The sequence below is a fragment of the Aeromicrobium sp. JJY06 genome, from assembly GCF_044069275.1.
GTDB classification, from domain to species: domain Bacteria; phylum Actinomycetota; class Actinomycetes; order Propionibacteriales; family Nocardioidaceae; genus Aeromicrobium; species Aeromicrobium tamlense.
Genome location: NZ_JBIMRD010000001.1, coordinates 573,063 through 599,646, shown reverse-complemented (window position 1 = coordinate 599,646; position 26,584 = coordinate 573,063). Strand labels below are relative to the sequence as shown.

Annotated in this window: 25 protein-coding genes; 14 read left to right on the top strand and 11 right to left on the bottom strand. The window is 71.4% G+C overall.

What is annotated here, in order from left to right:
* Positions 1–6: 6 nt before the first annotated feature.
* Genes ACGWYL_RS03040 through ACGWYL_RS03020 form a run of 5 tightly spaced genes read left to right on the top strand, consistent with a single transcriptional unit; the run spans position 7 to position 5,134 of the window.
* The gene (locus ACGWYL_RS03040) at positions 7–990 is read left to right on the top strand and encodes an ABC transporter ATP-binding protein (protein WP_179422884.1); all 984 of its coding nucleotides are present in this window, start codon (positions 7–9) and stop codon (positions 988–990) included.
* Positions 987–1,976, top strand: coding sequence for an ABC transporter ATP-binding protein (locus ACGWYL_RS03035; RefSeq protein ID WP_179422886.1), 990 nt, complete (start codon positions 987–989; stop codon positions 1,974–1,976). Before ACGWYL_RS03040 ends, ACGWYL_RS03035 begins: the two co-directional genes overlap by 4 nt.
* The gene (locus tag ACGWYL_RS03030) at positions 1,973–2,917 is read left to right on the top strand and encodes an ABC transporter permease (protein ID WP_179422888.1); all 945 of its coding nucleotides are present in this window, start codon (positions 1,973–1,975) and stop codon (positions 2,915–2,917) included. Before ACGWYL_RS03035 ends, ACGWYL_RS03030 begins: the two co-directional genes overlap by 4 nt.
* Positions 2,917–3,792: an ABC transporter permease gene (locus ACGWYL_RS03025; protein WP_179422890.1), complete on the top strand. Its 876-nt coding sequence runs from the start codon at positions 2,917–2,919 to the stop codon at positions 3,790–3,792. The genes ACGWYL_RS03030 and ACGWYL_RS03025 overlap by 1 nt, the downstream gene beginning before the upstream one ends.
* Before the next feature lie 4 nt (positions 3,793–3,796).
* Positions 3,797–5,134, top strand: a complete 1,338-nt coding sequence (locus ACGWYL_RS03020) for an acetyl/propionyl/methylcrotonyl-CoA carboxylase subunit alpha (protein WP_395486398.1) — start codon at positions 3,797–3,799, stop codon at positions 5,132–5,134.
* Between the two features lie 16 nt (positions 5,135–5,150).
* On the opposite strand, the gene ACGWYL_RS03015 is transcribed toward ACGWYL_RS03020, so the two are convergent.
* Genes ACGWYL_RS03015 through truA form a run of 4 tightly spaced genes read right to left on the bottom strand, consistent with a single transcriptional unit; the run spans position 5,151 to position 7,377 of the window.
* Positions 5,151–5,726, bottom strand: coding sequence for a class I SAM-dependent methyltransferase (locus tag ACGWYL_RS03015; RefSeq protein ID WP_395486397.1), 576 nt, complete (start codon positions 5,724–5,726; stop codon positions 5,151–5,153).
* A complete protein-coding gene (locus tag ACGWYL_RS03010; protein ID WP_395486396.1) occupies positions 5,723–6,088 on the bottom strand; it encodes an MmcQ/YjbR family DNA-binding protein in 366 nt (121 codons plus the stop codon). Before ACGWYL_RS03010 ends, ACGWYL_RS03015 begins: the two co-directional genes overlap by 4 nt.
* A 54-nt stretch (positions 6,089–6,142) precedes the next feature.
* A complete protein-coding gene (locus ACGWYL_RS03005) occupies positions 6,143–6,595 on the bottom strand; it encodes an NUDIX domain-containing protein (RefSeq protein WP_395486395.1) in 453 nt (150 codons plus the stop codon).
* Positions 6,595–7,377, bottom strand: coding sequence for a tRNA pseudouridine(38-40) synthase TruA (gene truA / locus ACGWYL_RS03000; RefSeq protein ID WP_395487232.1), 783 nt, complete (start codon positions 7,375–7,377; stop codon positions 6,595–6,597). Before truA ends, ACGWYL_RS03005 begins: the two co-directional genes overlap by 1 nt.
* Before the next feature lie 81 nt (positions 7,378–7,458).
* Here truA and ACGWYL_RS02995 point away from each other — a divergent pair, with 81 nt between their 5' ends.
* The gene (locus ACGWYL_RS02995; RefSeq protein WP_395486394.1) at positions 7,459–8,676 is read left to right on the top strand and encodes a metallophosphoesterase; all 1,218 of its coding nucleotides are present in this window, start codon (positions 7,459–7,461) and stop codon (positions 8,674–8,676) included.
* A 1-nt stretch (position 8,677) separates the two neighbouring features.
* Here the strand turns inward: ACGWYL_RS02995 and ACGWYL_RS02990 are convergent, their stop codons facing one another.
* The 3 genes from ACGWYL_RS02990 to ACGWYL_RS02980 all read right to left on the bottom strand — a co-directional run bounded on the left by ACGWYL_RS02990 (position 8,678) and on the right by ACGWYL_RS02980 (position 12,282).
* Entirely contained in the window at positions 8,678–9,313 is a 636-nt protein-coding gene (locus ACGWYL_RS02990) for a TetR/AcrR family transcriptional regulator (RefSeq protein ID WP_395486393.1), read from the bottom strand.
* A gap of 90 nt (positions 9,314–9,403) precedes the next feature.
* Positions 9,404–10,552 (bottom strand): CaiB/BaiF CoA transferase family protein, encoded by a 1,149-nt coding sequence (locus tag ACGWYL_RS02985; protein WP_395486392.1) that lies wholly within the window; start codon positions 10,550–10,552, stop codon positions 9,404–9,406.
* A gap of 5 nt (positions 10,553–10,557) precedes the next feature.
* Positions 10,558–12,282, bottom strand: coding sequence for an AMP-binding protein (locus tag ACGWYL_RS02980; RefSeq protein WP_269307068.1), 1,725 nt, complete (start codon positions 12,280–12,282; stop codon positions 10,558–10,560).
* A 268-nt stretch (positions 12,283–12,550) separates the two neighbouring features.
* Between ACGWYL_RS02980 and ACGWYL_RS02975 the strand changes: the two genes are divergently transcribed.
* Positions 12,551–14,065, top strand: coding sequence for an ABC transporter substrate-binding protein (locus ACGWYL_RS02975; protein WP_395486391.1), 1,515 nt, complete (start codon positions 12,551–12,553; stop codon positions 14,063–14,065).
* Positions 14,066–14,085: 20 nt separating this feature from the next.
* Here ACGWYL_RS02975 and ACGWYL_RS02970 read toward each other — a convergent pair whose 3' ends face one another.
* The gene (locus tag ACGWYL_RS02970; RefSeq protein WP_218845701.1) at positions 14,086–15,045 is read right to left on the bottom strand and encodes a helix-turn-helix domain-containing protein; all 960 of its coding nucleotides are present in this window, start codon (positions 15,043–15,045) and stop codon (positions 14,086–14,088) included.
* A gap of 123 nt (positions 15,046–15,168) precedes the next feature.
* Between ACGWYL_RS02970 and ACGWYL_RS02965 the strand changes: the two genes are divergently transcribed.
* From ACGWYL_RS02965 to ACGWYL_RS02950, 4 genes are all read left to right on the top strand, one after another.
* The gene (locus ACGWYL_RS02965) at positions 15,169–16,350 is read left to right on the top strand and encodes a thiolase family protein (protein WP_395486390.1); all 1,182 of its coding nucleotides are present in this window, start codon (positions 15,169–15,171) and stop codon (positions 16,348–16,350) included.
* A complete protein-coding gene (locus ACGWYL_RS02960) occupies positions 16,347–17,414 on the top strand; it encodes a dihydrodipicolinate reductase (protein ID WP_395486389.1) in 1,068 nt (355 codons plus the stop codon). Before ACGWYL_RS02965 ends, ACGWYL_RS02960 begins: the two co-directional genes overlap by 4 nt.
* Positions 17,415–17,508: 94 nt before the next feature.
* A complete protein-coding gene (locus ACGWYL_RS02955) occupies positions 17,509–18,729 on the top strand; it encodes an acetyl-CoA acetyltransferase (protein ID WP_179422911.1) in 1,221 nt (406 codons plus the stop codon).
* Between the two features lie 26 nt (positions 18,730–18,755).
* On the top strand, positions 18,756–20,273 hold the full coding sequence (locus tag ACGWYL_RS02950) for a carotenoid oxygenase family protein (RefSeq protein ID WP_179422913.1): 1,518 nt from the start codon (positions 18,756–18,758) through the stop codon (positions 20,271–20,273).
* A gap of 92 nt (positions 20,274–20,365) precedes the next feature.
* Here ACGWYL_RS02950 and ACGWYL_RS02945 read toward each other — a convergent pair whose 3' ends face one another.
* Together ACGWYL_RS02945 and ACGWYL_RS02940 are read right to left on the bottom strand one after the other, a co-directional pair.
* Complete coding sequence (locus ACGWYL_RS02945) at positions 20,366–21,313, bottom strand: NAD(P)H-dependent flavin oxidoreductase (RefSeq protein WP_395486388.1); 948 nt, start codon at positions 21,311–21,313, stop codon at positions 20,366–20,368.
* Positions 21,314–21,318: 5 nt separating this feature from the next.
* Complete coding sequence (locus ACGWYL_RS02940; protein ID WP_395486387.1) at positions 21,319–22,140, bottom strand: enoyl-CoA hydratase-related protein; 822 nt, start codon at positions 22,138–22,140, stop codon at positions 21,319–21,321.
* Positions 22,141–22,273: 133 nt separating this feature from the next.
* Here ACGWYL_RS02940 and ACGWYL_RS02935 point away from each other — a divergent pair, with 133 nt between their 5' ends.
* Genes ACGWYL_RS02935 through ACGWYL_RS02925 form a run of 3 tightly spaced genes read left to right on the top strand, consistent with a single transcriptional unit; the run spans position 22,274 to position 25,481 of the window.
* On the top strand, positions 22,274–23,974 hold the full coding sequence (locus tag ACGWYL_RS02935) for a class I adenylate-forming enzyme family protein (RefSeq protein ID WP_395486386.1): 1,701 nt from the start codon (positions 22,274–22,276) through the stop codon (positions 23,972–23,974).
* Entirely contained in the window at positions 23,971–24,699 is a 729-nt protein-coding gene (locus ACGWYL_RS02930) for a VOC family protein (protein ID WP_395486385.1), read from the top strand. The genes ACGWYL_RS02935 and ACGWYL_RS02930 overlap by 4 nt, the downstream gene beginning before the upstream one ends.
* On the top strand, positions 24,696–25,481 hold the full coding sequence (locus ACGWYL_RS02925; protein ID WP_395486384.1) for an enoyl-CoA hydratase/isomerase family protein: 786 nt from the start codon (positions 24,696–24,698) through the stop codon (positions 25,479–25,481). The genes ACGWYL_RS02930 and ACGWYL_RS02925 overlap by 4 nt, the downstream gene beginning before the upstream one ends.
* A gap of 51 nt (positions 25,482–25,532) precedes the next feature.
* Here ACGWYL_RS02925 and ACGWYL_RS02920 read toward each other — a convergent pair whose 3' ends face one another.
* A complete protein-coding gene (locus ACGWYL_RS02920; RefSeq protein WP_179422925.1) occupies positions 25,533–26,453 on the bottom strand; it encodes a helix-turn-helix domain-containing protein in 921 nt (306 codons plus the stop codon).
* Between the last annotated feature and the right edge of the window lie 131 nt (positions 26,454–26,584).

The following is a 26,584-nucleotide window of genomic DNA, read 5'->3' as shown; positions in this document are numbered from 1 at the left end:
ACGGTCATGCCCTTGCTCGAGGTCGAAGGACTCCAGGTCCATTTCGGTCGTGACGACATCCGCGTCCAAGCCCTGCACGACGTCGATCTGACGATCGAACAGGGCGAGATCGTGGGACTGGTCGGCGAGAGCGGAAGTGGCAAGACCGTCACCTCCCTGGCCCTGATGGGCCTGCTCGACCCCAAGACCGCCCACATCACGGGGCGGGCGGTCCTGGACGGCAAGCCGCTGTGGGACGAGGACGGGAAGCGGCGCACCCCGCGCAGCGACGTCCCCATGGCGATGGTGTTCCAGGAGCCCATGACGGCGCTGGACCCCGTCTTCACGGTCGGGAGCCAGCTCATGGAGACCCTGCGGATCCGCCGCGGGATGGCCAAGTCGGCCGCCCGGGCCGAGGCGCTCTCGCTGCTCGACGCAGTGGGCATCTCGGACCCCAAGGCGCGCCTGCGCGCCTACCCGCACGAGCTGTCCGGTGGCATGCGCCAGCGCGTGATGATCGCGATCGCGCTGGCGTGCGACCCGAAGCTGCTCATCGCCGACGAGCCCACCACGGCCGTCGACGTCACGATCCAGGCCCAGCTGCTGGACCTGATCAAGTCGCTCGCGAAGGAGCGCGGCATGTCCGTGCTCTTCGTGACGCACGACCTCGGGGTCGTCTCCGAGACGTGCGACCGGATGATCACGATGTACGCCGGCCGGATCGTCGAGCGCGGTCCGGTCGACCAGGTGCTCAAGTCGCCCGGCCACCCCTACACGGCGGGCCTGCTCGCCGCGCTGCCCTCCACGGAGTCGCGCGGCGGGCGCCTGGCCACGATTCCCGGACGTGTCCCTCCGCCCGGGGAGCGTGTCGAGGGCTGCGTGTTCCGGCCGCGGTGCCCGTACGCCCGCGAGGAGTGCACGCAGCCGCAGGAGCTCATTCCCCTGACCGACCTGCGCGAGGTGCGCTGCATCCGTTCCCCCGAGCTCGACTTCGAAGGAGTCGCCTCATGACCACACCACTGCTGTCCCTCGAGGACGTCTCGGTCCGGTTCCCCGTGGGCCGCCGGCGTCACGTCACCGCCGTCGATGGCGTGACGCTGGAGCTGCGGGAGGGCGAGACGCTCGGCCTCATCGGCGAGAGCGGCTCGGGCAAGTCCACCGTGGCGCGCGCCGCGATGGGCCTCGTGCCGATCAGCGGCGGCACGGTGCGCTGGCGCGGCGAGGACGTCTCGACGTACAACGCCAAGCAGCGCCGGGCGTTCTCGGAGTCGGTGCAGATGGTCTTCCAGGACCCGCACAGCGCGCTCGACCCGCGCCGCACGATCCTGCAGAGCGTGCGCGAGCCGATGGACGTCATGGGCCGCGGCGACAAGAAGGACCGCGAGCAGGTCGCCGCGAAGGCCCTCGATGACGTCGGCCTGCCGTCGCAGATGCTCAAGCGCTACCCGCACCAGCTCAGCGGCGGCCAGAAGCAGCGCGCGAACATCGCGCGGGCCCTGGTCACCGATCCCAAGGTGCTCGTGTGCGACGAGTCCGTCGCCGCGCTCGACGTGGCCCTGCAGGCCGAGATCCTCAACCTGCTGCAGGACCTCAAGGCCGAGTACGAGCTCACCGTCCTGTTCATCAGCCACGACCTGTCGGTGGTCAGCTACCTGGCCGACCGCATCAACGTCATGTACCTGGGCAACATCGTCGAGAACGCCTCGACCGAGTCGCTCGTCGGCCAGGCGCTGCACCCCTACAGCGAGGCGCTGCTCTCGGCCCAGCCGCTCGTGCACGACTCGTCGGTCGGGCGCCGCATCACGCTGCAGGGCGACATCCCCAGCCCGCTCAACCCGCCGCCGGGCTGCCGCTTCAACACGCGCTGCCAGTTCGCGCAGGACCGCTGCCGCGAGACCAAGCCCGACCTGCTGCCGGTGCTGCCCGGTCACTCGTCGGCCTGCCTGCGCGTGGACGAGCTCTACGGCGAGCGCATCGGGAAGACGGTGTCGGCATGAGGATCCTGCGCGTGGTGGGCACCTGTCTCCTCTCGGCGATCCCCACCCTCATCCTGGCTACGCTGATCGTCTTCATGCTCCAGCGGCTCATCCCCGGCGACCCCGCCGTGGCGATCGCGGGCGAGTACGCGACCCCCGAGAACCTCGAGCGCATCCGCCAGGACCTCGGTCTCGACCAGTCGCTCATCACGCAGTACCTGACGTGGATCGGTGGCGCCTTCACCGGCGACCTCGGCACCTCGTACCAGACGGGCGAGTCGATCTCGGCACTCGTGATGCAGCGGCTGCCGCTGACCCTGATCCTCACGACGATGGCGCTCTTCGTGGCCGTGGCCGTGGGCCTCCCGTCCGGCGTCTGGGCCGCGCAGAAGGTCGACACGACCTTCGACCGCTTCCTCACCACCGGCGCCACGTTCGGCATCGCGATCCCGAACTTCTGGCTCGGCATGATGCTCATCATCGTCTTCGCGCTGAACCTGGGGTGGTTCCCCGGCCCGGGCGGCGTGAGTCTGCAGGACGATCCCGCCCAGGCGCTCAAGGGGCTGGTGCTGCCGGCGCTCGCCCTGGGCCTGGTCGGTGGCGCCGAGATCTGTCGCCAGGTGCGCAGCGCGATGGTCGAGAGCCTCTCGACCGACTACGTGCGCACCCACCGCGCGAAGGGCTTGTCCAACCGCAGCATCGTGTGGAAGCACGCGCTGAAGAACTCGAGCCTGCCGTTCGCCACGATCATCGGCCTGCAGGTGTCGCGACTCATCGGTGGCGCCGTCGTCGTCGAGGCCGTGTTCGGCCTGTCCGGCATCGGCTCCCTCGCCGTCGAGGCGACCAACCAGCGTGACTACGGCGTGATCCAGGCGGTCGTCTTCGTCGCCGCCGTGATCGTCCTGTTGACGAACCTCATCGTCGACGTCTCGTACCGTCTGCTCGACCCGAGGATCTCCTGATGACCGCTGTCGACACCACCGCCAACCTGGCCGCGGGCAACCCCACGCCCACGCGCCGGGCCCGCAAGGCCGGCCGCCTCTCGGTCGGCGTGAGCTACGCGATCCTGCTGCTCGTCCTGATCGTCGTGCTGTTCGCCAACTTCCTGGCGCCCTACGACCCGAACAAGCAGGACCTCAACGCGATCCTGCTGCCGATGAGCGGCGACCACTGGCTCGGCACCGACGACCTCGGCCGTGACGTGTTCAGCCGGATGCTCTACGGCACCCGCGTCTCGGTGCTGGCGGCGCTCCTCGCCGTCGCGATCTCGGTCGTGATCGGCCTGCCGCTGGGCATCGCCGCCGGCTGGCTCAGCGGAGCCACCGACCTCATCGTCATGCGCGTCGTCGACGCGGTCATGTCCTTCCCGGCGATCGTGCTGGCGATCGGCATCACCGCGACCATGGGTCCCGACATCACCACCGCGATGATCTCCGTCGGCATCGTGATGTCACCGGCGATCCTCAGGCTCGCGAGAGCCCAGACCATGGCGATCCGGTCCGAGACCTACATCGAGGCCGCGAAGTCGTTCGGTGCGCGCGGACTGCGACGCATGGTGCTGCCGCACGTGCTGCCCAACATCATCCAGCCGATCCTCGTCCAGGTCGCGGTGCTCATGGGCTTCGCCCTGATCGCCGAGGCCAGCCTGAGCTTCCTGCAGCTGGGCGTGCAGCCGCCGACCGCCTCGTGGGGCGCCGTGCTCTCGCGCGCCTACACGTTCCTGGACCAGGCGCCGATGCAGATCTTCATCCCCGGCATCGCCATCGCCGCCACGGTGTTCGCGTTCAACATCATCGGCGACGAGATCCAGCGACTCCTCGACCCGAAGCGGAAGTGAGCTCATGTCCGTCGTGTTCATCGCCAACCGCGGCGAGATCGCCGCGCGCATCCTGCGCACGGTCCGCGAGCAGGGCCACCGGGGCGCGGTCGCGTTCCCCGAGGTCGACGCCGACCTGCCCTACGTGGGCGCTGCCGACATCACGGTGGAGCTGTCCGGGCCTCGCGACTTCGGCGACGTCGAGGCGATGGTCGCGGCAGCACGCTCGGCCGGCGCCGAACTGGTGCACCCGGGCTACGGCTTCCTGTCGGAGAACGCGGCGTTCGCCCGAGCCGTGGAGGCCGCTGGCATGGTCTTCGTCGGTCCGTCGCCCGACGTCATCGAGCTGATGGGCGACAAGGCCGGCGCCCGCGCCGCCGCGGTGCGGGCCGGCCTGTCGGTCGCCCCCGGCTCGGACGGCGCGGTCGAGACCGTGGAGGAGGCCCGCGCGGCCGCCGACGCGGCGGGATACCCCGTGATGCTCAAGGCCGTCGCCGGTGGCGGCGGCATCGGCATGGCCGTCGTGCGCGACGCGGATGCCCTCGACGCCGCGTTCGAGACCGTGACGAGCCGCGCCGGGTCCGTGTTCGGCGACCGGCGGGTCATCGTCGAGCGCTACCTCGAGCGCTCGCGCCACATCGAGGTGCAGGTCATGGGCCTGCCCGACGGGCGCGCCGTCGCCCTGTCCGAGCGCGACTGCTCGGTGCAGCGCCGCCACCAGAAGGTGGTCGAGGAGGCGCCCTCCCCGGCGCTCGACGCGGCGTCCCGCGCGAGCCTGCTGGAGCGGGCCGCTGCGCTGACCGAGGCCGTCGGCTACGTCGGCGCCGGCACGATCGAGTTCATCCACGACCTCGACTCGGGCGAGTCCTACTTCCTCGAGATGAACACGCGTCTGCAGGTGGAGCACCCCGTGACCGAGGCGGTCCACGACGTCGACCTCGTGGCTTGGCAGCTGCGCATCGCGGCGGGCGACTCCACGGTGCCGGCGTTCCACGCCGAGCCGCGCGGCCACGCGATCGAGGTGAGGCTGTACGCCGAGGACTCCGAGCGCTTCCTGCCGCGCCCCGGCGCGATCGAGACGTGGGAGATGCCCTCGGGCGAGGGAGTCCGCGTGGACTCCGGCTACGCGCCCGGCACGAAGGTGACGCCCTTCTTCGACCCGCTGCTGGCCAAGGTCATCGTCTGGGGTCGCGACCGCGACGAGGCGCTCGAGCGGGCCCGCGACGCGATGGACCGCACGACGATCGTCGGGCCGGGCTCGAACGTGGAGTTCCTGCGCCGGGTCCTGGCCGAGCCGGAGTTCGTCGGGGCGACGCACGACACCGGCATCGTCGGCCGGATGACCTCGGCCGCCGTGCGCTGAGTCTCGATCGGCGCCGTCAGCCGCGGACGGACAGGACGCGGAAGCCCTTGCTGCTGGCGACGCGCTCGGTGGGATGACCGTGCTCGGTGAGCCAGCGCTGGAGCGAGTCGGCGCCGAGGTTCCTGCCGACGACGAGGCGCGCCTCGCCGCCGGGGCGCAGCCGCGGCAGCCACGTGAGCAGCAGCTCGTGCAGGGCCTCCTTGCCGATGCGGATCGGCGGGTTCGACCAGATCGCGTCGAACGTGAGGTCGGCCGGCACGTCCTCGGGCAGGGCCGGGTGCACCTCGAAGCCGCGCGCGTTCTCGGCCGTGAGCGCGAGCGCCCGCTCGTTCACGTCGACGGCCCACACGGTGCTGCCCTCGGCCGCCAGCGAGCACGCGATCGGGCCCCAGCCGCAGCCGAGGTCGAGCACCGTGGAGCCCGTCGGCGGCGGATCGCTCTCGGCCAGCAGGATCGCGGTGGCCTTGTCGAGGGAGTCGCCCGAGAAGACGCCCGTGGAGGTCACGAAGTCACGGCGGCGACCCCAGACCTCGACCGAGATCGTCCGCCGCTCGTCGTCGGTGACGGGCGCGCGGTCGAAGTAATGGGTCACTCCTGATCCTCCTGCTCGGCGAGCCAGGCCTTCAGGACCGTGGGCTTCGCGGTGGCCCGCCACGCCTCGGTGAGCAGCTCGCGCAGCTCGGCCGGGTCGGCCTCGCCGGGGCGCACCAGCACGGCGTTCGTGTCGAACTTCCGGAAGTGCTCGATCGTGAAGTAGGGCGTGGACTCGTCCTCGACCAGCGCCTCGAGCTCGTCGCGATCGACCTTGAACGCCAGGGCGCCGGGGGAGTCGTCGCGGTCGCGCCACCACGCCACCAGCTTGCCGCCGGTCTTCACCCCGGGCATGCCCCACGAGAGGCTCGCCTCGGTGTCGGGGAACTCCAGCAGGAACGCCTCGACCTCGTCCCAGTCCATGGGGCCACGGTACGCCCGCGGGCGGACAGCGGAGGGTCGGGTGAGCGAGGGCATTCAGTCGGGCAGGCGGTCGAGGAAGGCGGCCTGGGCGGCGACGACGAGCTCGGCGGCCTCGTCGAGGCCGAACCACTGGACGCGATCGAGCTCGGGGAACGCCTGCATCGTGCCGGAGCCGGGCGGCCACTCGAGGTCGAACGTTCCGGGCACGACCGTCGCGGGGTCGAGGTCGGCCTCGACGGCCCACACGAGGACGTCCTTGCGGGACTGCCGCACGCTGCCGAGGTCCGTCCAAGGACCCTCGGGCACGGGGACGCCGAGCTCCTCGAGGAACTCGCGTCGGGCGGCCTCCTCGGGCGACTCGCCCTCCTCGAGGACGCCCTTCGGGATCGACCAGGCACGCTCGTGGCGCTTCGCCCAGAACGGCCCGCCGAGGTGTCCGAGCAGGACCTCGCGGCGGCCGTCGCGCACCCGGTGCAGCAACAGTCCGGCGCTGGTCAGGCGGGCCATCACTCGTCCCGGCGGCGGCGCGACTCCTCGACGCGGGCCGCGAGCTGGTCGTCGGCGGGGTAGACGACCTCCTCCAGCACCAGGCCGTGGGCCGGCATGACCTTGACGCGCGGGTCGCGCTCCTGCGCGGAGAGGATCTCGGCGGCGAACTCGGGCGCGTACCGGCGCTCGCCGACGGCCACGAGGCAGCCCATGAGCGAGCGGACCATCGAGTGGCAGAAGGCGTCGGCGCGCACCGTGGTGGCGATCGTCTCGCCGCCGCGGACGGTGCGGAGCGTGAGCAGGTTGCGGATCGTCGTGGCGCCCTCGCGCTGCTTGCAGAACGAGGCGAAGTCGTGCTCGCCGAGCAGGTGCTGCGCGGCCTGGTTCATGAGGTCGACGTCGAGCGGGCGCGGTGCCGCGGCGACCATGCGCCGCTGCATCGGGTCGGGCCCGGCGGGGTGGTCGGTCATCCGGTAGACGTAGCGGCGCTCGATCGCCGCGAACCGGGCGTCGAAGTGCTCGGGCGCCTCGGTGACGCGCAGGATGCGGATGTCGTCGGGCACGATGCGGCGCAGCCGCCGCTCGAGGACGCCCGGGTGGCTGTCGACGTCGACGTGGGCCACCTGGCCGCGCGCGTGGACGCCGGCGTCGGTGCGACCCGCGACGGTCAGCCGCGGCGGCTCGGGCAGCCGCAGGACCGTGCCGAGCGCGGACTCGAGCTCGCCCTGCACCGTGCGCAGCCCCGGCTGGGTCGCCCAGCCCCTGAACTCGGTTCCGTCGTAGGCCAGGTCGATCCGCATGCGCACCCCACCACGGTAGCGGGGCGTCGTCCACCACCCGGCCCGGCTGTCGTCCCGGCGGAAAGCGCCTACCGTGGAGGAGTGCGCATCGTGACCGCGTTCGTCGCGGCCGCACTGGCGACGTCGGTGCTGCCGGCGGTCCCCGTGGCCTCCGCCGCGAGCTCGGGGATCCATCGGCTCCTGCTCACCCCCACCGCCGACCCGTCGCGATCGCAGTACGTGTCGTGGAGCCGGCCCGTCGCCGCGAGCGGCCAGCGGGTGATCGCGGTCGGGCCCGACGGGATCACGCGCACCGTGCCCGCGCGGCGCAAGCTCGGCACGACCGAGCGCACGGCCGGCAGCCGCCAGTACCGCTACGTCGTGGCGCTCTCGGGCCTCGAGCCGTCCACGCGCTACCGCTACCGGGTGGTCGGCCGGGGCGTCGCGACCCGCTGGCGCGCGTTCACCACCGCGGGTCCCGCGAACCGCGCGTTCCGGATGCTGCAGTTCGGCGACACGCAGATCGACAACGACGGGCCGCCCGACCGCATCATCGAGGCCGCGACCGAGCGCTTCCCCGACGCGCGGCTGCTGCTCCAGGCCGGCGACGTCGTGAACAAGCCCTGGGTCGGGCGTGAGTGGAGCGAGCTGCACGAGGCCCTCTCCCCGGCGGGGCAGTGGCGCAGCTGGGTCTCGTCGATCGGCAACCACGAGCAGTGCCGGGTGAGGTCCTCGTGCCGGTCCGGAGCGGGCCGCGGCTTCCGCTCCTACTTCCAGTTCCCGTCGAACGGCTTCCCCGACCAGCGCCGCACCTGGTTCTTCCTCGACCAGGGCCCGGCGCGGATCATCGTGCTGGACACGTTCGGGTCCGACCTGCGGCGCCAGCGGTCGTTCCTGGCGCACGCGCTGCGCACGAACGACCGGCCGTGGTCGATCGTCCTCATGCACTCGGGCCCGTTCGCGTCGGTGGGCGACCGGAGGAACACCGAGATGCGGAAGTGGTTCCTGCCGACGCTGGAGCGGTACGACGCCGACCTCGTGCTCTCCGGCCACGACCACTCCTACGCTCGCGGACGCAAGGCCGGAGTCACCTACCTCGCGTCCGTCAGCGGACCGAAGTACTACGACTCCTCGATCCGGGACTGGAGGGCCGGCGGCGCCACGCGCGTGAAGGCGGCCTACCGGACCTCGACCTACCAGGTGATCAGCGTGTCGCCGACGCAGCTGAAGGTGCGCGCGGTCGTGGGCCACCGTGGGAAGGGCGCGCGCCCCGCGATCAAGGTCGGGAGGACCCTCGACGGGTTCACCCTCACCCGCTGACTCAGGACCCGACGAACTTCAGGGCGAGGGCGGAGTACTGCAGGCCGATCGAGGACGGCGACCGCTCGCCACCCTCGACGTACCAGCGGCACACGTCGATGCACGCCGACATGAGCAGCCGCCGCGTTCCGGGCAGGTCGGCGATGGAGAAGACGCCCTGCTCGATCCCGGCCTCGAGGATCTCGTCGAGCACCGCGATCGTGGCGCGACGGACGTCGACGACCTTCTGGAAGTGGTCGTCGGTCAGCACCTGCAGGTCGTGGTGGACCGGGCGCGCGATGACGCTCCACTCGGCGTGCCAGGACGCGTAGGCGGCCATGAAGAGGCGCAGTCGCTCGGCCGGGTCGGAGCCGAGCGCGACCGCCTGCGTCAGCGACTCCAGCGACGCGGCGTGGCTGTCCAGGACGATCCGGAAGAACAGGTCCTCCTTGTTCGCGAAGTGCGTGTAGATGGTGCCGGGGCTCAGCTGAGCGCGCTGGGCGATCGCACGGGTGGACGCACCGTGGTAGCCCAGCTCGTGGAACGACAGGCAGGCGCCGACGAGGATCCGGTGCGTTGCGCCCTGCGCCCGCGGCTGCCAGAAGGCCGCCACCCGCATCGCGTCGTGGGTGGGGTCGCCGGTGGCTCGCGTGGTCAATCGTCACTCCGTCTCGGTCGCGTCACGGGGACCGAGGACGCGTGCAGGAATGCTAGGCGTCCGCTCGGCGGGGTGACAAACGCGTGCGGCTCAGGAGGGCGTGGCGTCGGCACGGAGCTCGGCCAGGACCTCCTCGTCGTGCTCGCCCACGCGGGGCACGCGGAGCCGCCGTGGCCCGTCGGCGAGGCCGACCGTCGTGAGCGGTCCCGGCACGGCGACGGTGCGGCCGGCAGGGGAGGTGACCCGCACGACGCTCTCGTCCTCGCGCTCGTCGAGGTGGCGCACCGCCTCGGTCAGTCCGCGCACCGGCCCGCAGGGGATCCCGAGCTCGCGCATCTGCGCCAGGATCTCGTCGCGCTCGCGGTCGCGGCACCACGCTCCGACGACCTCGTCGACCTCGTCGCGCGCGACCAGCACCGCGTCCTCGTACGAGAGCGACTCGGCCCAGTCCGCGCGGCCGATGGCGCGACAGAACCGCGGCCACTTCTCGTCGCCGACGGGGGAGAGGTGGACGTGGCCGCCGCGGGCGGCCCACGTGTTGGAGATCGACACCGGCACCCGGTTGCCGTCGCGCTGGTAGGGGCGTCCCTCGAGCGACTCGTCCACGTCGTGCGCGAGCACGCCCATGTAGGAGGAGAGCATGTTGACGTCGACGAACTGGGCCTCGGGGTGGACGTCGCGCACCCGCAGCGCCATGAGGATCGACATCGTGGACCGGTAGGCGGCCAGGTGGTCGGCGACGAACGGCGCCACGAAGGTGGGCTCGCCGTCGGCGGGACCCGTCATCTGGGGGATTCCGCTCATGCCCTGGATGATGCCGTCGAAGGCGAGCAGGTCACGGTCGGGGCTCGCCGTCCCGAAGCCCGTGATGTGCACCATGATGATCGACGGGTTGACGGCCTTGAGCGCCTCGAAGCCCCAGCCGAGTCGCTCGGGCACCCTCGCGCTGTAGTTGGTGAGGACGACGTCGGACGTCTCGACGAGCCGGAGGAAGGTCGCCAGGCCGTCCGGGTCCTTCAGGTCGAGCACGATGCTGCGCTTCCCGCGGTTCTGCGCGGCGAAGTACGTGCTGTCGCCGTCGACCGACGGCATCGCGTCGCGGGCCAGCTCGCCACCGGGCGGCTCGACCTTGATGACGTCGGCGCCGTGGTCGGCGAGGATCTGGCCGGTCTGTGGGCCGGCGATGGCGTGCGTGAGCTCGAGGACGCGGATCCCCGACAGGGCGGCGGGCGTGGTCATCGCGCTCAGTGGGCCGGGACCGCGGCGGCCAGCTTCTCCAGCCCGACCTTCGACACCTTGCCGGTGGGCGCGAGCGGCATCTGGTCGATGATCTCCACGCGCGGGATCTTGTAGGTGGCCATGTGGTCACGGCACCACGCCAGCATCTCGTCGGCGGTCGCCTCGGCGCCCGGCACGAGCTGGAGGTACGCCACGGGCACCTGGCCCTTCCTCGCGTCGGGCACGCCGATCACGCCGGCGGCCGCGACCTTCGGGTGCCGGCTGAAGAGGTGCTCGAGCTCGGACGGGAAGACGCTCATGCCGTTGACCTTCAGCATCTCCTTCGTGCGCCCGAGGTAGTGCAGTGCGCCGGTCTCGTCGATCGTGCCGATGTCGCCGGTGTGGAGCCAGCCGTCGCGCAGCGTGGTCGCGGTCGCCTCGGCCCGGTGGTGGTACCCGCGCATCATGCTGGGGGAGCGCACGATGATCTGGCCCTCCTCGCCCACGGGCAGCAGCTCGCCCGTGTCGAAGCCGACGATCGCGACGTCGGTGCCGGGCATGGGCAGTCCGGTGAAGCCCGGGCGGCCCGTGAGGTCGGCGTCGTCCTTCTGCAGCCCGAGCGTGAACGTGTCCAGCGTGTGGTCCTCGGTCATGCCGTAGGAGCTCTCGCGGATGACGCCGGGCGCCCCGGTCTCGCGGGCCCAGCGCTCGCGGATCTCGACCGTCAGCTTCGTGACGAACGACATCGTGACCGGCGCCCGCAGTGAGGACAGCGAATACTCGGAGTCCCGGGCCTTGTCGAGCAGCTCGAGGTAGCTGTCCACGGTTCCCGCCATCGCGGTGACGCGGTGCTCGTGGATCGACCGCAGCACCTCGTCGGCGTCCCACCGGTAGTGCAGGACGCACGTGCCACCGGTCATCAGCGAGACCAGGAAGGCGTCCTCGCCGGCGATCCAGAACACGGGGACGAAGACCAGGCTCACGGTGTCGGGACCACCGCCGAACCCGAGCTGGCCGCCGCTCATCGCGGTGTAGAGCATGTCGAACTGGGTGTGCTCGCAGCCCTTCGGCATGCCGGTGGTGCCGCCCGTGTAGTTCAGCGCGGCGAGCGCGTGCGGATCGTCGGGATCGGTGGGCACCGGCAGGTCGTCCCGCTCGAGGATCGTGGTGAACCGCGTGGTGCCCTCGGCGACCGGCACGTCCGCGGCCATGCCGCGGGGGAGCGCGGCGCCGTCGGGGAGGAAGTCGGTGTGCGCCGAGGCGATGGTCTCGCCGACGGCGCTGCCCTCGGCGCCGGTCCGGAACTCGTCGGCGACCTCGTCGAGGACGAACGCGACCGTGGCCCCGGAGTCGAGCAGCTCGTAGTTGATCTCCTCGCGCCGGAACATCGGGTTGACGGGCACGTGGACGCCGCCGGACTTCAGGATCGCGAAGAAGGCGATGATGAACTGCGGGCAGTTCGGCATCATCACGGCGGCCCGGTCGCCGGGTGCGAAGCCGCGGTGGACGAGGTACGCGGCGACCCGGTCGCTGGCCGCGTCCAGCTCGGCGTAGGTGACGGTGCGGCCGTGGTGGACGATCGCCGCGTGGTCGGGCTGGCTCGCGGCCCAGGAGCGCAGGTAGTGCGTGACGGTCGACTCGCCGAACGGGTAGTCGATGGTCGGCTCGCCGACCTCCGGCCAGGCCTCGCGCCGGCGCTGCCGCAGGGCGTCCAGGTAGTCGTCGATCTCCCGGTGGAACTGCTCCGACATGGTCACGGGACATGCACCTCTCGTCGTGCTGCGCACTTGAACTTGACGCAAGTTTCATCTCGACGATATGACGTAGGTCACGTCCGGTCAACCGCTGGGCCGTCCCTTGGAATCACCGGGCAAACGCAGTGAACGATCGTTCAGTCCTGAGGGCTGGCAGGAGGAGGCGGGAGCGGTCCGATCGCGAAATGTGCCCTTGCTCAATGTGATTTCCGTCTCTAGGGTCGTCGGCACACAGCCTGAACGCGCGATCAGAAGGAGCCAGCTCATGAGGATGTCGTCCCGGATCAGGGTGGGCCTGGCGGCCGCCATGCTCGTCGCGGTCAGTGCCTGTGGAGGCGGAGGATCGGACGGGGGAGACGGCGGGACGCTGCGCGTCGCGACCCAGGCGGACATCTCCTCGATGGACCCGATCCGCGGCAACTCCGGCGGCGACCACCAGATGCTCTACCCGCTCTACGACACCCTCGTCTCGTTCGACAAGGACCTGCAGCCGCAGCCCGGGCTGGCCGAGTCGTGGGAGTACGAGACGCCGACCGCGCTGGTCCTCAAGCTGCGCGAGGGCGTGACCTTCCACGACGGAGCGCCGCTGGACGCCGAGGCGGTCAAGTACAACCTGGAGCGGGCCGCGGCCGAGGGCTCGAACATCGCCGCCGACGTCGAGTCGATCGAGTCCGTGGAGGTCGTCGACGACCTGACGGTGAAGCTCAACCTGACCCAGCCGAACTCGGCGCTCGTCATGACGCTGGCCGATCGCGCCGGGATGATGGTCTCGCCCCAGGCCGCCGAGGCCGCCGGCGGCGACCTCAGCACGAACCCCGTGGGCGCGGGCGGCTGGAAGTTCGTCGACTGGAAGCGCGGCACGTCGATGACCTACGAGAAGTTCGACGACTACTGGGACGAGGACGTGGAGCGCGTCGACAAGGTCGTCATCCGGGTGATGCCCGAGCCCAAGACCCGCGCGACCTCGCTGCGCTCCGGCCAGCAGGACATCGCCTGGGACATCGTGCCGGCGGACGCCGAGTCGATCCAGGACGACGACAAGCTCACGCTGCACGAGCAGCCGCGGATGTGGACCTGGATGATCTACACGAACCGCGCCTCCGAGGAGCTCGGCGACCCGCGCGTGCGCCGTGCCCTGAGCCTGGCGATGGACCGTGACCAGCTGCTCAAGAGCGCGTACTTCGGCCTCGGCACCAAGCCGCGCGGCTTCCTGCCCGACGGCTACTGGGCCGAGCCCTCGGAGAAGGCGCAGCTCGACTACGACGTGGACGAGGCGAAGAAGCTGATCGCCGAGGCCGGCGCCGAGGGACTGTCGTTCGACATGCTGCTCTACGCCGACTCGACCTCGACCCGCGTCGGGGAGATCCTCAAGCAGCAGTGGTCCGAGATCGGCGTGACCGCCAACCTGGTCCCGCGCGAGGTCAACCAGGCCAACAGCGACTACTTCAACGACGTGAAGACGCCGGCGTTCTTCGCGGCGTGGACGGGCCGCCCCGACCCGGCGCTGACGTACCGGCTGATGTTCACGAAGGAGGCGTACTTCAACACCTCGAAGCAGTCGACGCCCGGCATCGAGGAGGCGCTCGCCGAGGACGCCGTGGCCACGACGCAGGAGGACCGCAAGAAGGCGCTCGACAAGGCCTCCGAGGCGGTCGTCGAGGACATGCCGATCATCCCGATCGTGTTCCAGCACTCCCTCACGGGTCTCGGCGAGAACGTCGAGGGCTTCGAGAGCAACCTCCTGGGCAAGCCGAAGCTGCTGGGCGTCACGTTGAAGTGAGGTTGGGCGCCGCCGGGGAGTCACTCCTCGGCGGCGACCTCCGCCAGGTCGATGCTGGTGCCGCGGAGGTCCTCGCCGCAGTGGTCGCACACGAGGACGCCGTGGAAGACCGAACCGCACGCGCGGTGGGTCTGCACGAGAGCCGGGCCCTCGCCGGTGTCGAACCAGCGCTCGGCCCAGCCGATCGTCATGGCGATGACGGGGAAGAACGCCAGGCCCTTCTTCGTCAGGCGGTACTCGGGACGCTCGGCGGAGTCGCCCGTGACCTGCTCGAGGATGCCGTGCTCGCGCAGCGTGCTGAGCCGGCCCGAGAGCAGCGACGGCGGCAGGCCGAGGGCCGACTCGAACTCGCCGAAGCGGCGGACGCCGAGCAGCGCCGCACCCATCAGCGCCCACGACCAGCGGTTGCCGAAGATCGCCATCGTGTCGGGGTAGAACGTGTGCCCCACGGCGGTGCCGCGGGTGGAGGAGCGGCGCCGCGTGGCGACCTCGGGGACCGAGCTGCGCCAGCCGCCCGAGGGCCCCCACGCCGTGTCGAGGTCCTGGACCGTGACGGGCTGGTGGCACTCGCGGCAGGCCAGGACGGGGGTGATCTCGTTCCCGCACGTGATGTGCCGCATCGGCGGGGTCTCGTAGGAGTGCTGGTCGACCCACGTGCGCTCCCAGCCCCAGATCGCCGCGAGGATCGGCCACGTCGCGCGGCCGGAGTCGGTCAGCACGTACTCGGCCCGCGGTGGGCGCTGCTGGTACTCGTGCCGCTCCATCAGCCCGGCGCGGACCAGCGCGTCGAGGCGACCGCTCAGCACGGCGTGCGAGATCGGCATCCGGCTCGAGAACTCGGTGTACCGGCGACAGCCCAGGAGGGCGAAGCGCAGCAGGAAGAGGGTCCACTCGTCCCCGAGCACGCCGAAGCCGCGGGACAGGGCGTTGGGCGCACCGGTCCACTCGGGCTCGGCGGGGGAGTAGCCACGGATGGTCACCCGGGCATCCTAGGCGCGCTCGGACGAGATGGCGCACCTTCGTGGCTTGAGTCACTCTGGTTAATGGAGTAACGTCCCGAGCGTGCTCGCGCCGGGCGGCACGATCAGGGACAGGTGGGTGCGATGACCGAGGCCTTCGTCTACGAGGCGGTGAGGACGCCGCGTGGCCGCGTGCGTCGCGACGGCGGAACGCTCGCCGAGGTGCCCGCCCACGAGCTGGCGGCCCAGCTGCTGCGCGAGATCGAGTCCCGTGGCGTGCCCGCCGACGCGGTCCAGGACGTCGTCCTCGGCGTCAGCACGGCCCACGGCGAGCAGGCGGCCGACCTCGCCCGCGTCGCCGTGATGGCGGCCGGCTGGCCCGACTCCACGCCCGCCGGCGTCGTCTCGCGGATGTGCTGCTCGGGCCTCGACGCGCTCGCGACGGCCTCGGCGCAGGTCCGGTCGGGGATGCTCGACGTCGTCGTGGCCGGCGGCGCCGAGTCGATGTCGCGCGTGCCGATGATGAGCGACCGGCCCGCCTTCGCGTTCGATCCCGGCGTCGGCGCGACCACCGGCTTCGTCACGATCGGCGTCTCGGCCGACCTCACCGCCGCGCAGCACGGCTTCTCCCGCGCCGATCTCGACGCGTGGGCGGTCCGCTCGCACCAGCGCTCGGCCGCGGCCTCGTGGGACTCGATCGTCCCCGTCACCGTGGACGGCGAGACGATCCTCAAGGCCGACGAGGGCGCGCGGAGCGACACCACCGCCGAGTCCCTCGGTGCGCTCGCGCCGCTGTTCGGCGAGGACCCGCTGTGGTCGCGCGTCGAGGACCGGTTCCCCGGCTTCACCCGTCCCGCCGAGGGCCTGCACACCGTCGGCACCGCGCCGCAGCTGTGCGACGGCGCCTCCGCCGCGGTGATCGGCTCGGCCTCCGCGCAGGACGTGCTGGGTCGCGCGCCCCGTGGCCGCATCGCCTCGTGGGCGCACACGGCCGTGCGCTCGCCCGGCCTCGACGGCACCGTGGCCGCCGCGCGCCTCGCCCTCGAGCGTGCCGGCATCGGCGTCGAGGACGTCGCGGTCGCGGAGTTCAACGAGTCCTTCTCGGTCACCCCCCTGCTGCTGACCCGCGAGCTCGGCATCGACCCCGAGCGGGTCAACGTCCAGGGCGGCGCCGTCTCGGTGGGCCACCCGCTCGCCGCGAGCGGCGGCATCCTGCTGGCCAACGCTCTCGACCTGCTCGAGCGCCGCGGCGGCGGGTACGCGCTGCTCGTCATCCCCGCCGCCCTCGGCGTCTCGATGGCCCTCGTCGTGGAGGGCCTGGCATGACCTACCGGGTGGTGCAGTGGGCGACCGGCGCCATGGGCACCGCGATCCTGCGGACGATGCTCGACCACCCGGGCATCGACGTCGTGGGCACGTACGTCTACGGCGAGGCGAAGGCCGGCCGCGACGTGGGCGACCTCGCCCGCCGTGACGCGACCGGCGTGCTGGCGACCTCCGACGTCGACGAGATCCTCGCGCTCGACGCCGACGTCGTGGTCCACGCCGGCCGGATCGGGCCCTACGGCTCGCACGACGACGACATCGTCGCCCTGCTCGAGTCGGGCAAGAACGTGCTGAGCATCAACGGCTACACCGACCCGCTCGTCCACGCCGGCGAGCGGCTCGACCGGCTGCGCAAGGCCGCCGAGCGCGGCGGCGCGACGCTCATGGGCGTCGGCCTGAATCCGGGCTTCATCGGCGAGCAGGTCGCGGTCCTGGCCACGGGCGTGTGCGCGTCGGTGGACCACGTCGAGGTCGTCGAGATGGCCGACGCGCGCCTGGTGCAGGACCCCGAGTACCTCTTCGGCTCGCTCGGCTTCGGCGCCGAGCTGGGTGCGCACGACCCGAACGACCCCTCGTGGGGGCCCGTCGGCTCGCTCAACGGGATGTTCGAGGAGGTCGTCGGGGCGATGGCCCACCACCTCGGCCTGGAGCTGGACGAGGTCGTCAGCGACCACGTCTGCCACCCGGCCCAGTCCGACCTCGAGATCGCCGCCGGCGTGATCCCGCAGGGGACCGTCGGGCACACGAACTGGCGCTGGCACGGGATCGTCGCCGGCGAGCGACGGATCACGATGTCGATCCACTGGTTCGTGGAGACCGCGTTCCTGCCCGAGCCCGAGCCGCCGCTGTGGCGCGTGACCGTCACGGGCCATCCCGGCGTGAGGATCGCGATGGAGGTGGAGAAGCACCCCGACGACCGCAGTCGCATGGGCGCCGAGCAGTACGCCGTCGCCGGCCAGGTGATCAATGCGGTGCCGCACGTCGTGGCGGCAGAGCCGGGCGTCATGATCCGGCCGATCGCGACGCCGTGGCGCGCCGATTACGGGACGGTCGCGCCGAACTGACCTCCGAGACGGGATTCTTCCCGCTTCCCCAGCAACTCTGATAAGTGTAGTATCGTGAACGACGCGTGAGCGCGCGTGGAAGAAGAGGTGGATCATGTCCAAGCCGTCGAACGTCTGGATCCTCGGTGGGTACCAGACCGACTTCGCCCGCAACCTGACCCGCGAGGGCAAGGACTTCGCCGATCTCGCGACCGAGGTCGTCGACGGCACCCTGGCCGCCTCGGGCGTCGACGCCGAGGAGATCGGCGTCGTTCACGTGGGCAACGCCTTCGGCCAGCTGTTCGCCGGACAGGGCCAGCTCGGCGCGATGCCGGCCACGGTCAACGACGGCCTGTGGGGCGTCCCCTCCTCGCGTCACGAGGCAGCCTGCGCCTCGGGCAGCATCGCCGTCCTGGCCGCGATGGCCGACCTGCGCGCCGGCAACTACGACTCGGCGCTCGTCGTCGGCGTCGAGCTGGAGAAGACGGTCAGCGGCGACCAGGCCGCCCATCACCTCGGTGCCGCCGCCTGGGCCGGCCACGAGGGCGACGACGCCACCTTCATGTGGCCCTACATGTTCAGCAAGGTCGCCGACGAGTACGACCGCCGCTACGGCATCGACCAGCAGCACCTGAGCCGCATCGCCGAGATCAACTTCGCGAACGCCAAGCTCAACCCCAACGCACAGACGCGCGGCTGGGACGTGCCCGACCTCGGTCCGGCCGGCGACCCCGCGCTCAACCCGCCGGTCGACGGCCGCGTGCGCCGCTTCGACTGCAGCCAGATCACCGACGGCGGCTCGGGCATCGTGCTCGTCTCCGACGCGTTCCTCGTGCGCCACCCCGACCTGCGCCCGCTGGCGCGGATGGCCGGCTGGGGTCACCAGACCGTGGGCCTGGGCCTGCAGCAGAAGCTCGACCGCGCCGCCGACCAGCCCTACGTCATGCCGCACCTGCGCCGCGCCGTGCACGACGCGTTCGACCGTGCCCAGATCGGACTGGACGACCTCGACGCGCTCGAGACCCACGACTGCTTCACCCCGAGCGAGTACATCGCGATCGACCACATCGGCCTGACCGAGCCGGGCGAGTCCTGGAAGGCGATCGAGAACGGCGACATCGAGATCGGCGGACGACTGCCGATCAACCCCAGTGGCGGCCTCATCGGCGGCGGCCACCCCGTGGGCGCGTCGGGCATCCGCATGGTGCTCGACGCGACCAAGCAGGTCTCCGGAACGGCCGGCGACTACCAGGTCGAGGGTGCCGACACCGTGGGCACGCTCAACTTCGGCGGCAGCACCGCCACCACCGTCAGCTTCGTCGTGACGGCCAGCTGACCCACGCAGGACTGAGAGGACTCTTCATGGATCTGGAACTCGTGGGCAAGCTGCTCTCCACGCTGCCCGAGGACGACGACCACCCCTACCGCACCGGACCCTGGCGCCCGCAGACGAACGAGTGGGTCGCCGACGACCTCGAGGTCGTCGAGGGCGAGGTCCCCGCCGACCTCGACGGCGTCTACCTGCGCAACACCGAGAACCCGGTGCACGCGTCGCTGAAGAACTATCACCCGTTCGACGGCGACGGCATGATCCACGTGGTGGGCTTCCGCGACGGCAAGGCCTTCTACCGCAACCGGATGATCCGCACCGACGGCTACCTCGCCGAGCAGGAGGCCGGGCACGCGCTGTGGGCCGGCCTGGCCGAGCGCCCGCAGATCGCGCTGCGCGAGGACGGCTGGGGCGCCCGCCGCCAGATGAAGGACGCGTCGAGCACCGACGTGATCGTCCACCGCGGTGTCGCGCTGACCAGCTTCTACCAGTGCGGCGACCTGTACCGGGTCGACCCGTTCTCCGCCCAGACGCTGGGCAAGGAGAGCTGGAACGGTCACTTCCCGTTCGACTGGGGCGTCTCGGCGCACCCGAAGGTCGACGACCGCACCGGCGAGATGATGTTCTTCAACTACAGCAAGGAGGCGCCGTACATGAAGTACGGCGTCGTCGACGAGAACAACGACCTCGTCCACTACGTCGACATCCCGCTGCCCGGCCCGCGCCTGCCGCACGACATGGCGTTCACCGAGAACTACGCGATCCTCAACGACATGCCGCTGTTCTGGGACCCCGAGGCGCTCAAGCAGAACGCGCACGTGGCCCGCTGGCACCGCGACATGCCCGCGCGCTTCGCCGTCATCCCGCGCCGTGGGCAGACCTCGGACATCCAGTGGTTCGAGGCCGAGTCGACCTACGTCCTGCACTTCACGAACGCGTTCGAGGAGGGCGACGAGGTCGTCCTGGAGGGCTACTTCCAGACCGATCCCGAGCCCGCCGACAACGGCACCGGCACGCAGTGGGAGCGGGCCTTCCGCTTCCTCGCGCAGGACCGGATGGAGACCCGACTGCACCGCTGGCGCTTCAACCTCAAGACGGGACAGACGAAGGAGGAGCGGCTCACCGACACCGTCTCCGAGTTCGGCATGATCAACGGCTCGTTCGGCGGCGTGAAGCACCGCTACTCGTACTCGGCGACGAACAAGCCGGGCTGGTTCCTGTTCAACGGCCTGGTCAAGCACGACTCGTGGACGGGTGCCGAGGAGACGTTCGCCTTCGGCGACGGCGTCTACGGCAGCGAGACCGCGATGGCGCCCCGCGTGGGCTCGTCCTCGGAGGACGACGGCTACCTGGTGACGCTGATCTCGGACATGAACGACGACGCGTCGTACGCCGTGGTCTTCGACGCCGCACGGCTCTCGGACGGCCCGGTGTGCAAGCTCAAGCTGCCCGAGCGCATCTCGAGCGGCACCCACTCCACGTGGTGCGCCGGCGAGGAGCTGCGCCGCTGGCGCACGGAGGAGTCCGCCGCGACGGCCGTGGGGCTCTGAGCCAGACTGGACCCAGGAAGCCCGCCACCTTGCGAGAGGGTGGCGGGCTTCCGTCTGTCCTGGCTCGGGCCTCACCGTCCCGGGAGGCGGGCTCAGCGGGTCGCGAGGGCGAGGCGGGTGAAGCGCTCGCTCGCGGCGCGGTACTCCTGCTCGAGACGGTCGACCACCGTGGCGGTCGGCTCGACCGCGTGGATGGTCTGCAGGCCCTGGCCCGCGGCCCACAGGTCCTTCCAGCGGCGACCCGCGCCACCGGTGGAGTCGTAGTCGCGCTCGGCGGGGCCGGTCATCGCGTCCGGGTCGTAGCCGTTCGCGACGAGGCTCGGCCGCAGCCACGAGGCGGGGGTGCCGGTGACGCCCGCGGTGACCACGAGGTCGTCCGGGCCGTGGTCGACGACCATCTGCTTGTACTCGTCCTGGGCGAGGCTCTCGCTGGTCGCGAGGAACCGCGTGCCCATGTAGACGAGGTCGGCGCCCGCGGCGACGGCTCCGGCCACGCCGGCGCCGTCGGTGATGCCGCCGCCGACCGTGACGATGCCGTCGAACTCCTCGCGCACGGCGGAGATGAACGCGAACGGCGAGAGGTGGCCCGTGTGGCCGCCCGCGCCGGCCGAGACGCACGCCAGTCCGTCGACGCCGGCCGCGATCGCCTTGCGCGCGAGCTTCATGGACACGACGTCGGCGATGACGAGGCCGCCGTAGGACTTCACGACCTCCATGACCGGCAGCGGCGAGCCGAGCGCCGTGATGACGATGTCGGGCTGGTGCTCGGCGACGAGGGCGAGGTCCTCGGGCAGGCGCGCGTTGCTGCGGTGCGTCACGAGGTTGAGCGCCCACGGCGCGGCGCCGGGCGAGCCGGCGAGACGGTCGCGGATCGTGCCCATCCACGTGTCGAGCTCGGCCGCCGTGCGGCAGTTCGGGCTGGGGAAGGAGCCCACGACCCCGGCCTCGCAGGCCGCGACCACGAGGTCGGGACCGGAGATCAGGAACATGGGCGCCGCCACCACGGGCAGGCGGAGGCGGTCGAGCACGGTGTCGGGCATGGGGGTCACTCTTCTCGCGTTGCGGGGAACCAGTCCCGGGTCAGAGGGGGGAATCGTGGGGGTCGCCGCTCCAGCAGGCTGGCCAGGCCCTCACGGAAGTCGGGCGAGGACAGCACGGCGTCGAGCGTGGCGTCCACGCTCTCGACGTCGTCGCGCACCCGGTCGAGCCAGGGTGCGACGAGGCGGTGCTTGATGGTGGCCAGGGAGGACGGCGCGCAGGTCGCGGCGAGCTGCTCGGCCAGGTCGAGCGCCCGAGCGAGCGGGTCGGGGTCGGTCGCGTTCACCACGCCGAGGCGCAGGGCCTCGGTGCCGTCGAACGTGCGGGCGGTGAGAAGGAGGTCGGCCGCGGCCGCGTCGCCGGCGGCGCGGGCCAGCAGGGGACCCATGCCGTGCATGGGCGGCAGGGCGCGCTTCGCGAAGGCCGTGGTGAGTCGCGTGTCCGGCGCGGCGATCCGCAGGTCGCACAGGAGGGCCTGGGCCAGCCCGACGCCGGCGCACATCCCGGAGATCGCGGCGACGATCGGCTTCGGGACGAGCAGCGGGAACCACTCGGGCTGCTCGATCGTCGCCATCGCGGGGTTGGTCGTGCCGGTGTCGCTGTAGGTCTGGAGGGCCTCGGTGTCGGCCCCGGGGCAGAACGTGCCGCCCGCTCCGGTCACCACGATCGCCCGCACGTCGGGGTCCGCGACCAGGTCCTCGAGGGCGCGGAAGTAGGCCCGTTGCAGCGGAACGGTCCAGGCGTTGCGGCGCGCGGGACGGTTGAGGGTGACCGTGGCGGTGCCGGGCCGATCGCGCGTCACGACGACGATGTCGGGCTGGTCCGTCATCGTTCCCTCCTCCCGATACGTGGCTTTCGCAATTGACCTTACATCCAAACGACGCCTAGAAGTCCAGTGCATAGGCGATTTATCGTGACTTCCTATCTAGTAGTTTCTGTGGGACTCGTCTAGGATCACGGCCATGGAACTGTTCGACGAGGAGCAGCGCGCCGCCTTCGCGGCCGGCGGCTGGTGGACCGGGCGCACCTGGTCGGGACTGTTCGACGCGGCCGTCGCGGCCCGGCCCGACGGGCTCGCCCTCGTCGACCCGCTCGACCGCGCCACGGTCATGGGCGGGCCGGTCCGGTCGCTCACGTGGCGCGAGGCCGCGGACGAGGTTCGCCGCGTCAGCGCCGCCCTGCACGGCCTCGGCGTGCGGCGCGGCGACGTGGTGGGAGTCCAGCTGCCGAACGTGGTCGAGCTGCCGCTGACGCTCGTCGCCATCGCCCGCCTCGGGGCGGTCGCGTGCCCCTTCCCCATCCAGTACCGCAGCCACGAGCTGGTCCGCATGAGCGAGATGGCGGGGCTCGGCGTCTTCGTCACCACGACGTCGGCCCTGGGCCGCGATCTCGCCGCCGAGGCCGCCGACTTCCGTGAGCGGGTCCCGGGCCTGCGCGCCGTCGCCGCGTTCGGCGATCCCGCCTCCGACCCCCGGCTCGCCGCACTCGACGCCACCGACGACCAGGTGGCGGCCGCCGACGCGTACGTCGCGAGCCTCGACCTGGGCTCGGCCGACCCCGTCACGATCGTGTGGACCTCGGGCACCGAGGGCTTCCCCAAGGGCGTGCCCCGCGCCTACGGCGAGTGGGAGGTGCTCGGCACGGCGTGCACCGAGTCGCCGCGGCTGACCGCCGACGACGTCCTGCTCAACCCGTTCCCCATGGTCAACGGCGGCGGCCTGGCCGGCATGTTCGTGCCGTGGCTGCTGAACGGCTGCACGCTCGTGCAGCACCACCCGTTCGACCTCGAGCGGTTCTGCGAGCAGATCGAGCGCCACCGCGTCACCTACACGTGCGCGCCGCCGCCGGTGCTCAACGCCGTCGTCTCGGGCCGCGGCCCCGACCGCGACCTGTCGTCGCTGCGCGCCGTGTCGTCCGGGTCCGCCCCGTTGGCCGGCTGGATGATCGACGCGTGGGAGAGCGGCCGCGGGGTCGAGGTGCTCAACCTGTTCGGCTCGAACGAGGGCGGCATGCTGTTCGCCGAGCCCGAGACGGTGCCCGATCCCGCGCAGCGCGGCCGGCTGTTCCCGCGCTACGGCCGCCCCGGCCTGGCGTACCGCACGCGCGTCGCGTCGGCGATGTCCGCGCGCCTCGTCGACCTGTCCGACGGCACCGAGATCGACGCGCCGGGCCGTCCCGGCGAGCTGCGCCTCAAGGGCCCGGCGATCTTCTCGGGCTACCTCGGCCGCGGCCGCGAGGGCTTCGACGAGGACGGCTGGTTCTGCACCGGCGACGTCTTCGAGATCAGCGCCGAGAACGAGGACCTGCTGGTCCACGTCGATCGCGCGAAGGACCTCATCGTCCGTGGCGGCTACAAGATCTCGGCCGCCGAGATCGAAGCGATCGTCACGGCCGACCCCCGCGTGGCCGAGGCCGCCGCGGTCGCCATGCCCGACCCCGACCTGGGGGAGCGGCTGTGCCTGTTCGTGGTCCCGTCCTCGGCCGACGAGCCGGTCGGTCTCGACGAGGTCGTCGGGATCGTCAAGGCCGCCGACGTCGCCAAGTTCAAGTGGCCCGAGCGGCTGGAAGTGGTCCCCGCCCTGCCCCGCAACCCCGTGGGGAAGGTGCTCAAGCGCGAGCTGCGCGAGCAGCTGCGCGCGTCCGACTCGACTGGAGGTCGATGATGTCCCTGCCCCGGATCCGCCAGGTCGTGCTGATCACCGACGATCTCGCCGCCGCCTCCGCGCAGGCGCGCGAGCTGTTCGGCTTCACCGGAGGCGTGAGCCTCGACGAGGAGATGGCGAAGCTCGGCTTCGAGCACGTCATCTTCAGCTTCGCAGACACGTTCGTCGAGATCGTCTCGCCGCTGGACCCCGCGTCGCCGCACGGCCGGATGCTGGAGAAGAACGGACCGGGCGGCTACATGGTGGTCGTACAGGTCGACGACGTGCCGGCTCTGGTCGACCGCGCCGCCGGCCTGGGCTTCGGGCCGATCATGAACGAGGACTACCACGGCGCCCCGCTCACGCAGTGGCACCCGAAGCACCTCGGCACCCTCGCCGAGATCGACCAGGTGAGCCCGCCCGAGAGCTGGCACTTCGCCCCGGCGGTCTTCGAGCAGTGCTCGCCCGACGTGGCCCGTGACATCGTCGCCGCGTCCCTCGTGGCCGACGACCCGGACGGGCTCGCGTCGACGTGGGCCCAGCTGCTGGTCCGCGAGGCCCCGCAGGACGGCGTCGTGCGCCTGGCCCGCGGCGAGACCCTGACCATCCTCCCCGCCGACGGCGGACCCCGTGGACTCCGGTCCGTGGACGTGGTCGCCGCGGATCCCGCGCGCGTCGGCGACGCGGTCGAGCTGTGCGGCGTGACCTTCCGGTTCGTCGCCCCGAGCCCCCAGGAGCAGTCATGACCAGCCCGCACGTCCACTACGAGGTCGAGGACGGCGTCGCGACCATCACGATCGACCGCCCGGAGAAGCGCAACGCGCTGAACTACGCGATGTACGACGCGATCCGCGACCACACGCTGGAGGCGGACGCCGACCCGGCGGTGCGGGCGATCATCCTGACCGGCGTCCCGGGTCAGTTCTGCGCCGGCACCGACCTGACCGAGCTGCGTCCGGTCGAGGAGGGCACGAGCGCGCACGACCGCGACGGGCACACCGACGGACGGCACTGGTACTTCTGGGAGGCCACGACGCCGGTCATCGTCGCCGTCGACGGCCCGGCGGCGGGCCTCGGCGTCGAGCTGTCCACGCAGGCCGACTTCCGCATCGCGTCCACGCGGGCCAAGTTCTCGTGGATCTTCGTCCAGCGCGGACTGATCCCCGACACCGGCGCCGGCACCTGGCTGCTGCCCGACCTCGTGGGACCGCAGCAGGCCAAGCGCCTGGTGTTCTCCGGTGAGTTCATCGACGCGGAGGAGGCGCGACGGATCGGCTTCGTCATGGACGTCGTCGAGCCCGAGGACCTCCTGGCCGCCGCGCGCGAGCTCGCCGCGAAGGTCTCCACGGGCTCGCCGTTCGCGATCGCCCGCGCCAAGTCGCTGCTGAACTGGTCGACCTCGCGCACCCGCGACGAGCACCTCGAGCACCACATCGAGGCGCTCACCGAGTGTCAGCTGTCGCAGGACCACGCGGAGGGCGTCGCGGCCTTCCTCGAGCGCCGTCCCGCGCACTTCACGGGCAGGTAGATCACGGGGAAGTAGAGCACCGGAAGCCAGAGGGGCGCGCCGGTCGCCGGGTCACAGCTCGGCGATCGGCCCCTCGAACCGGATGTTCGTGCGGGTGAGCACGGCGTTGCACGCGTTGCAGGTGAACTGCGGGACGAGGTCGGACTCGCACGGGACGTGCGTGAGGTTGAGGCCCGAGCGGCCGTCCTGCGTGAGCCAGCGCTGCGCCCAGCCGTTGATCGTGGTGGTGACGTCGAAGAAGTCGAGGGCCTTGGAGGTCAGGCGGTACTCCTGGCGCTTGCCGCCGGCGACCTCCTCGCGCGACATCAGGCCGGCCTCGACGAACAGGTGCAGGCGCTGGGTCAGCGTGACCGGGGAGATGCCCAGGTTTTCCTGGAAGTCGTTGAACCGGCGGGTGCCGGTGAACGCGTCGGAGAGCAGGAAGGTCGACCAGCGGTCGCCGAGCACGCCCGACGCGTCGATCGGCGTGGTCATGGTGGGGGAGCGGCGCGAGCGGCGCTGCACGCTGTCGAGCAGCAGGCGGTCGTCGACCGAGCCGGTCACGTCGCGTGCACCGACGCCGATGGCGCCGCACGCGCCGCAGCCGAAGACGGGGCGCGTCAGGTGACCGCAGTCGAGGTGGCGCAGGCGTGTCTGCGCGTCGCGGTGCAGGTGGCCCGCCCAGCGGCGGTCCCACACCCACATCGCGACGAGGACCTGCCACAGGTCGAGGCCGGCGTCGGTGAGCACGTACTCGCGCCGCGGGGGATTGGTCTGGTACTCGCGGGCCGTGAGGATGCCGTCGTCCACGAGCGAGCTCAGCCGGCGCGACAGCACGGGGTCCGAGATCGCGAGCGCGTTGCGCAGGTCCTGGAAGCGGCGCTTGCCGTTGAACACCCACATGACGATCCGCAGGGTCCACATGTCACCCAGCAGGATCAGGGCGCGGCCGAGGGGCGACGCACCGTTCTCGTCGGTCTCCGCGGCAGTCATTCCCCGAGCCTTTCGACGTCATAGTTTCTTGTCGGTAACCAGCGTGGGACCTGCCGAGTGCCGAGTCAAGTACCGTGGGATTCCCGCTCCTCGTCGTTGACAGGTAACTATGTTAGATGTAGTAACAGAGC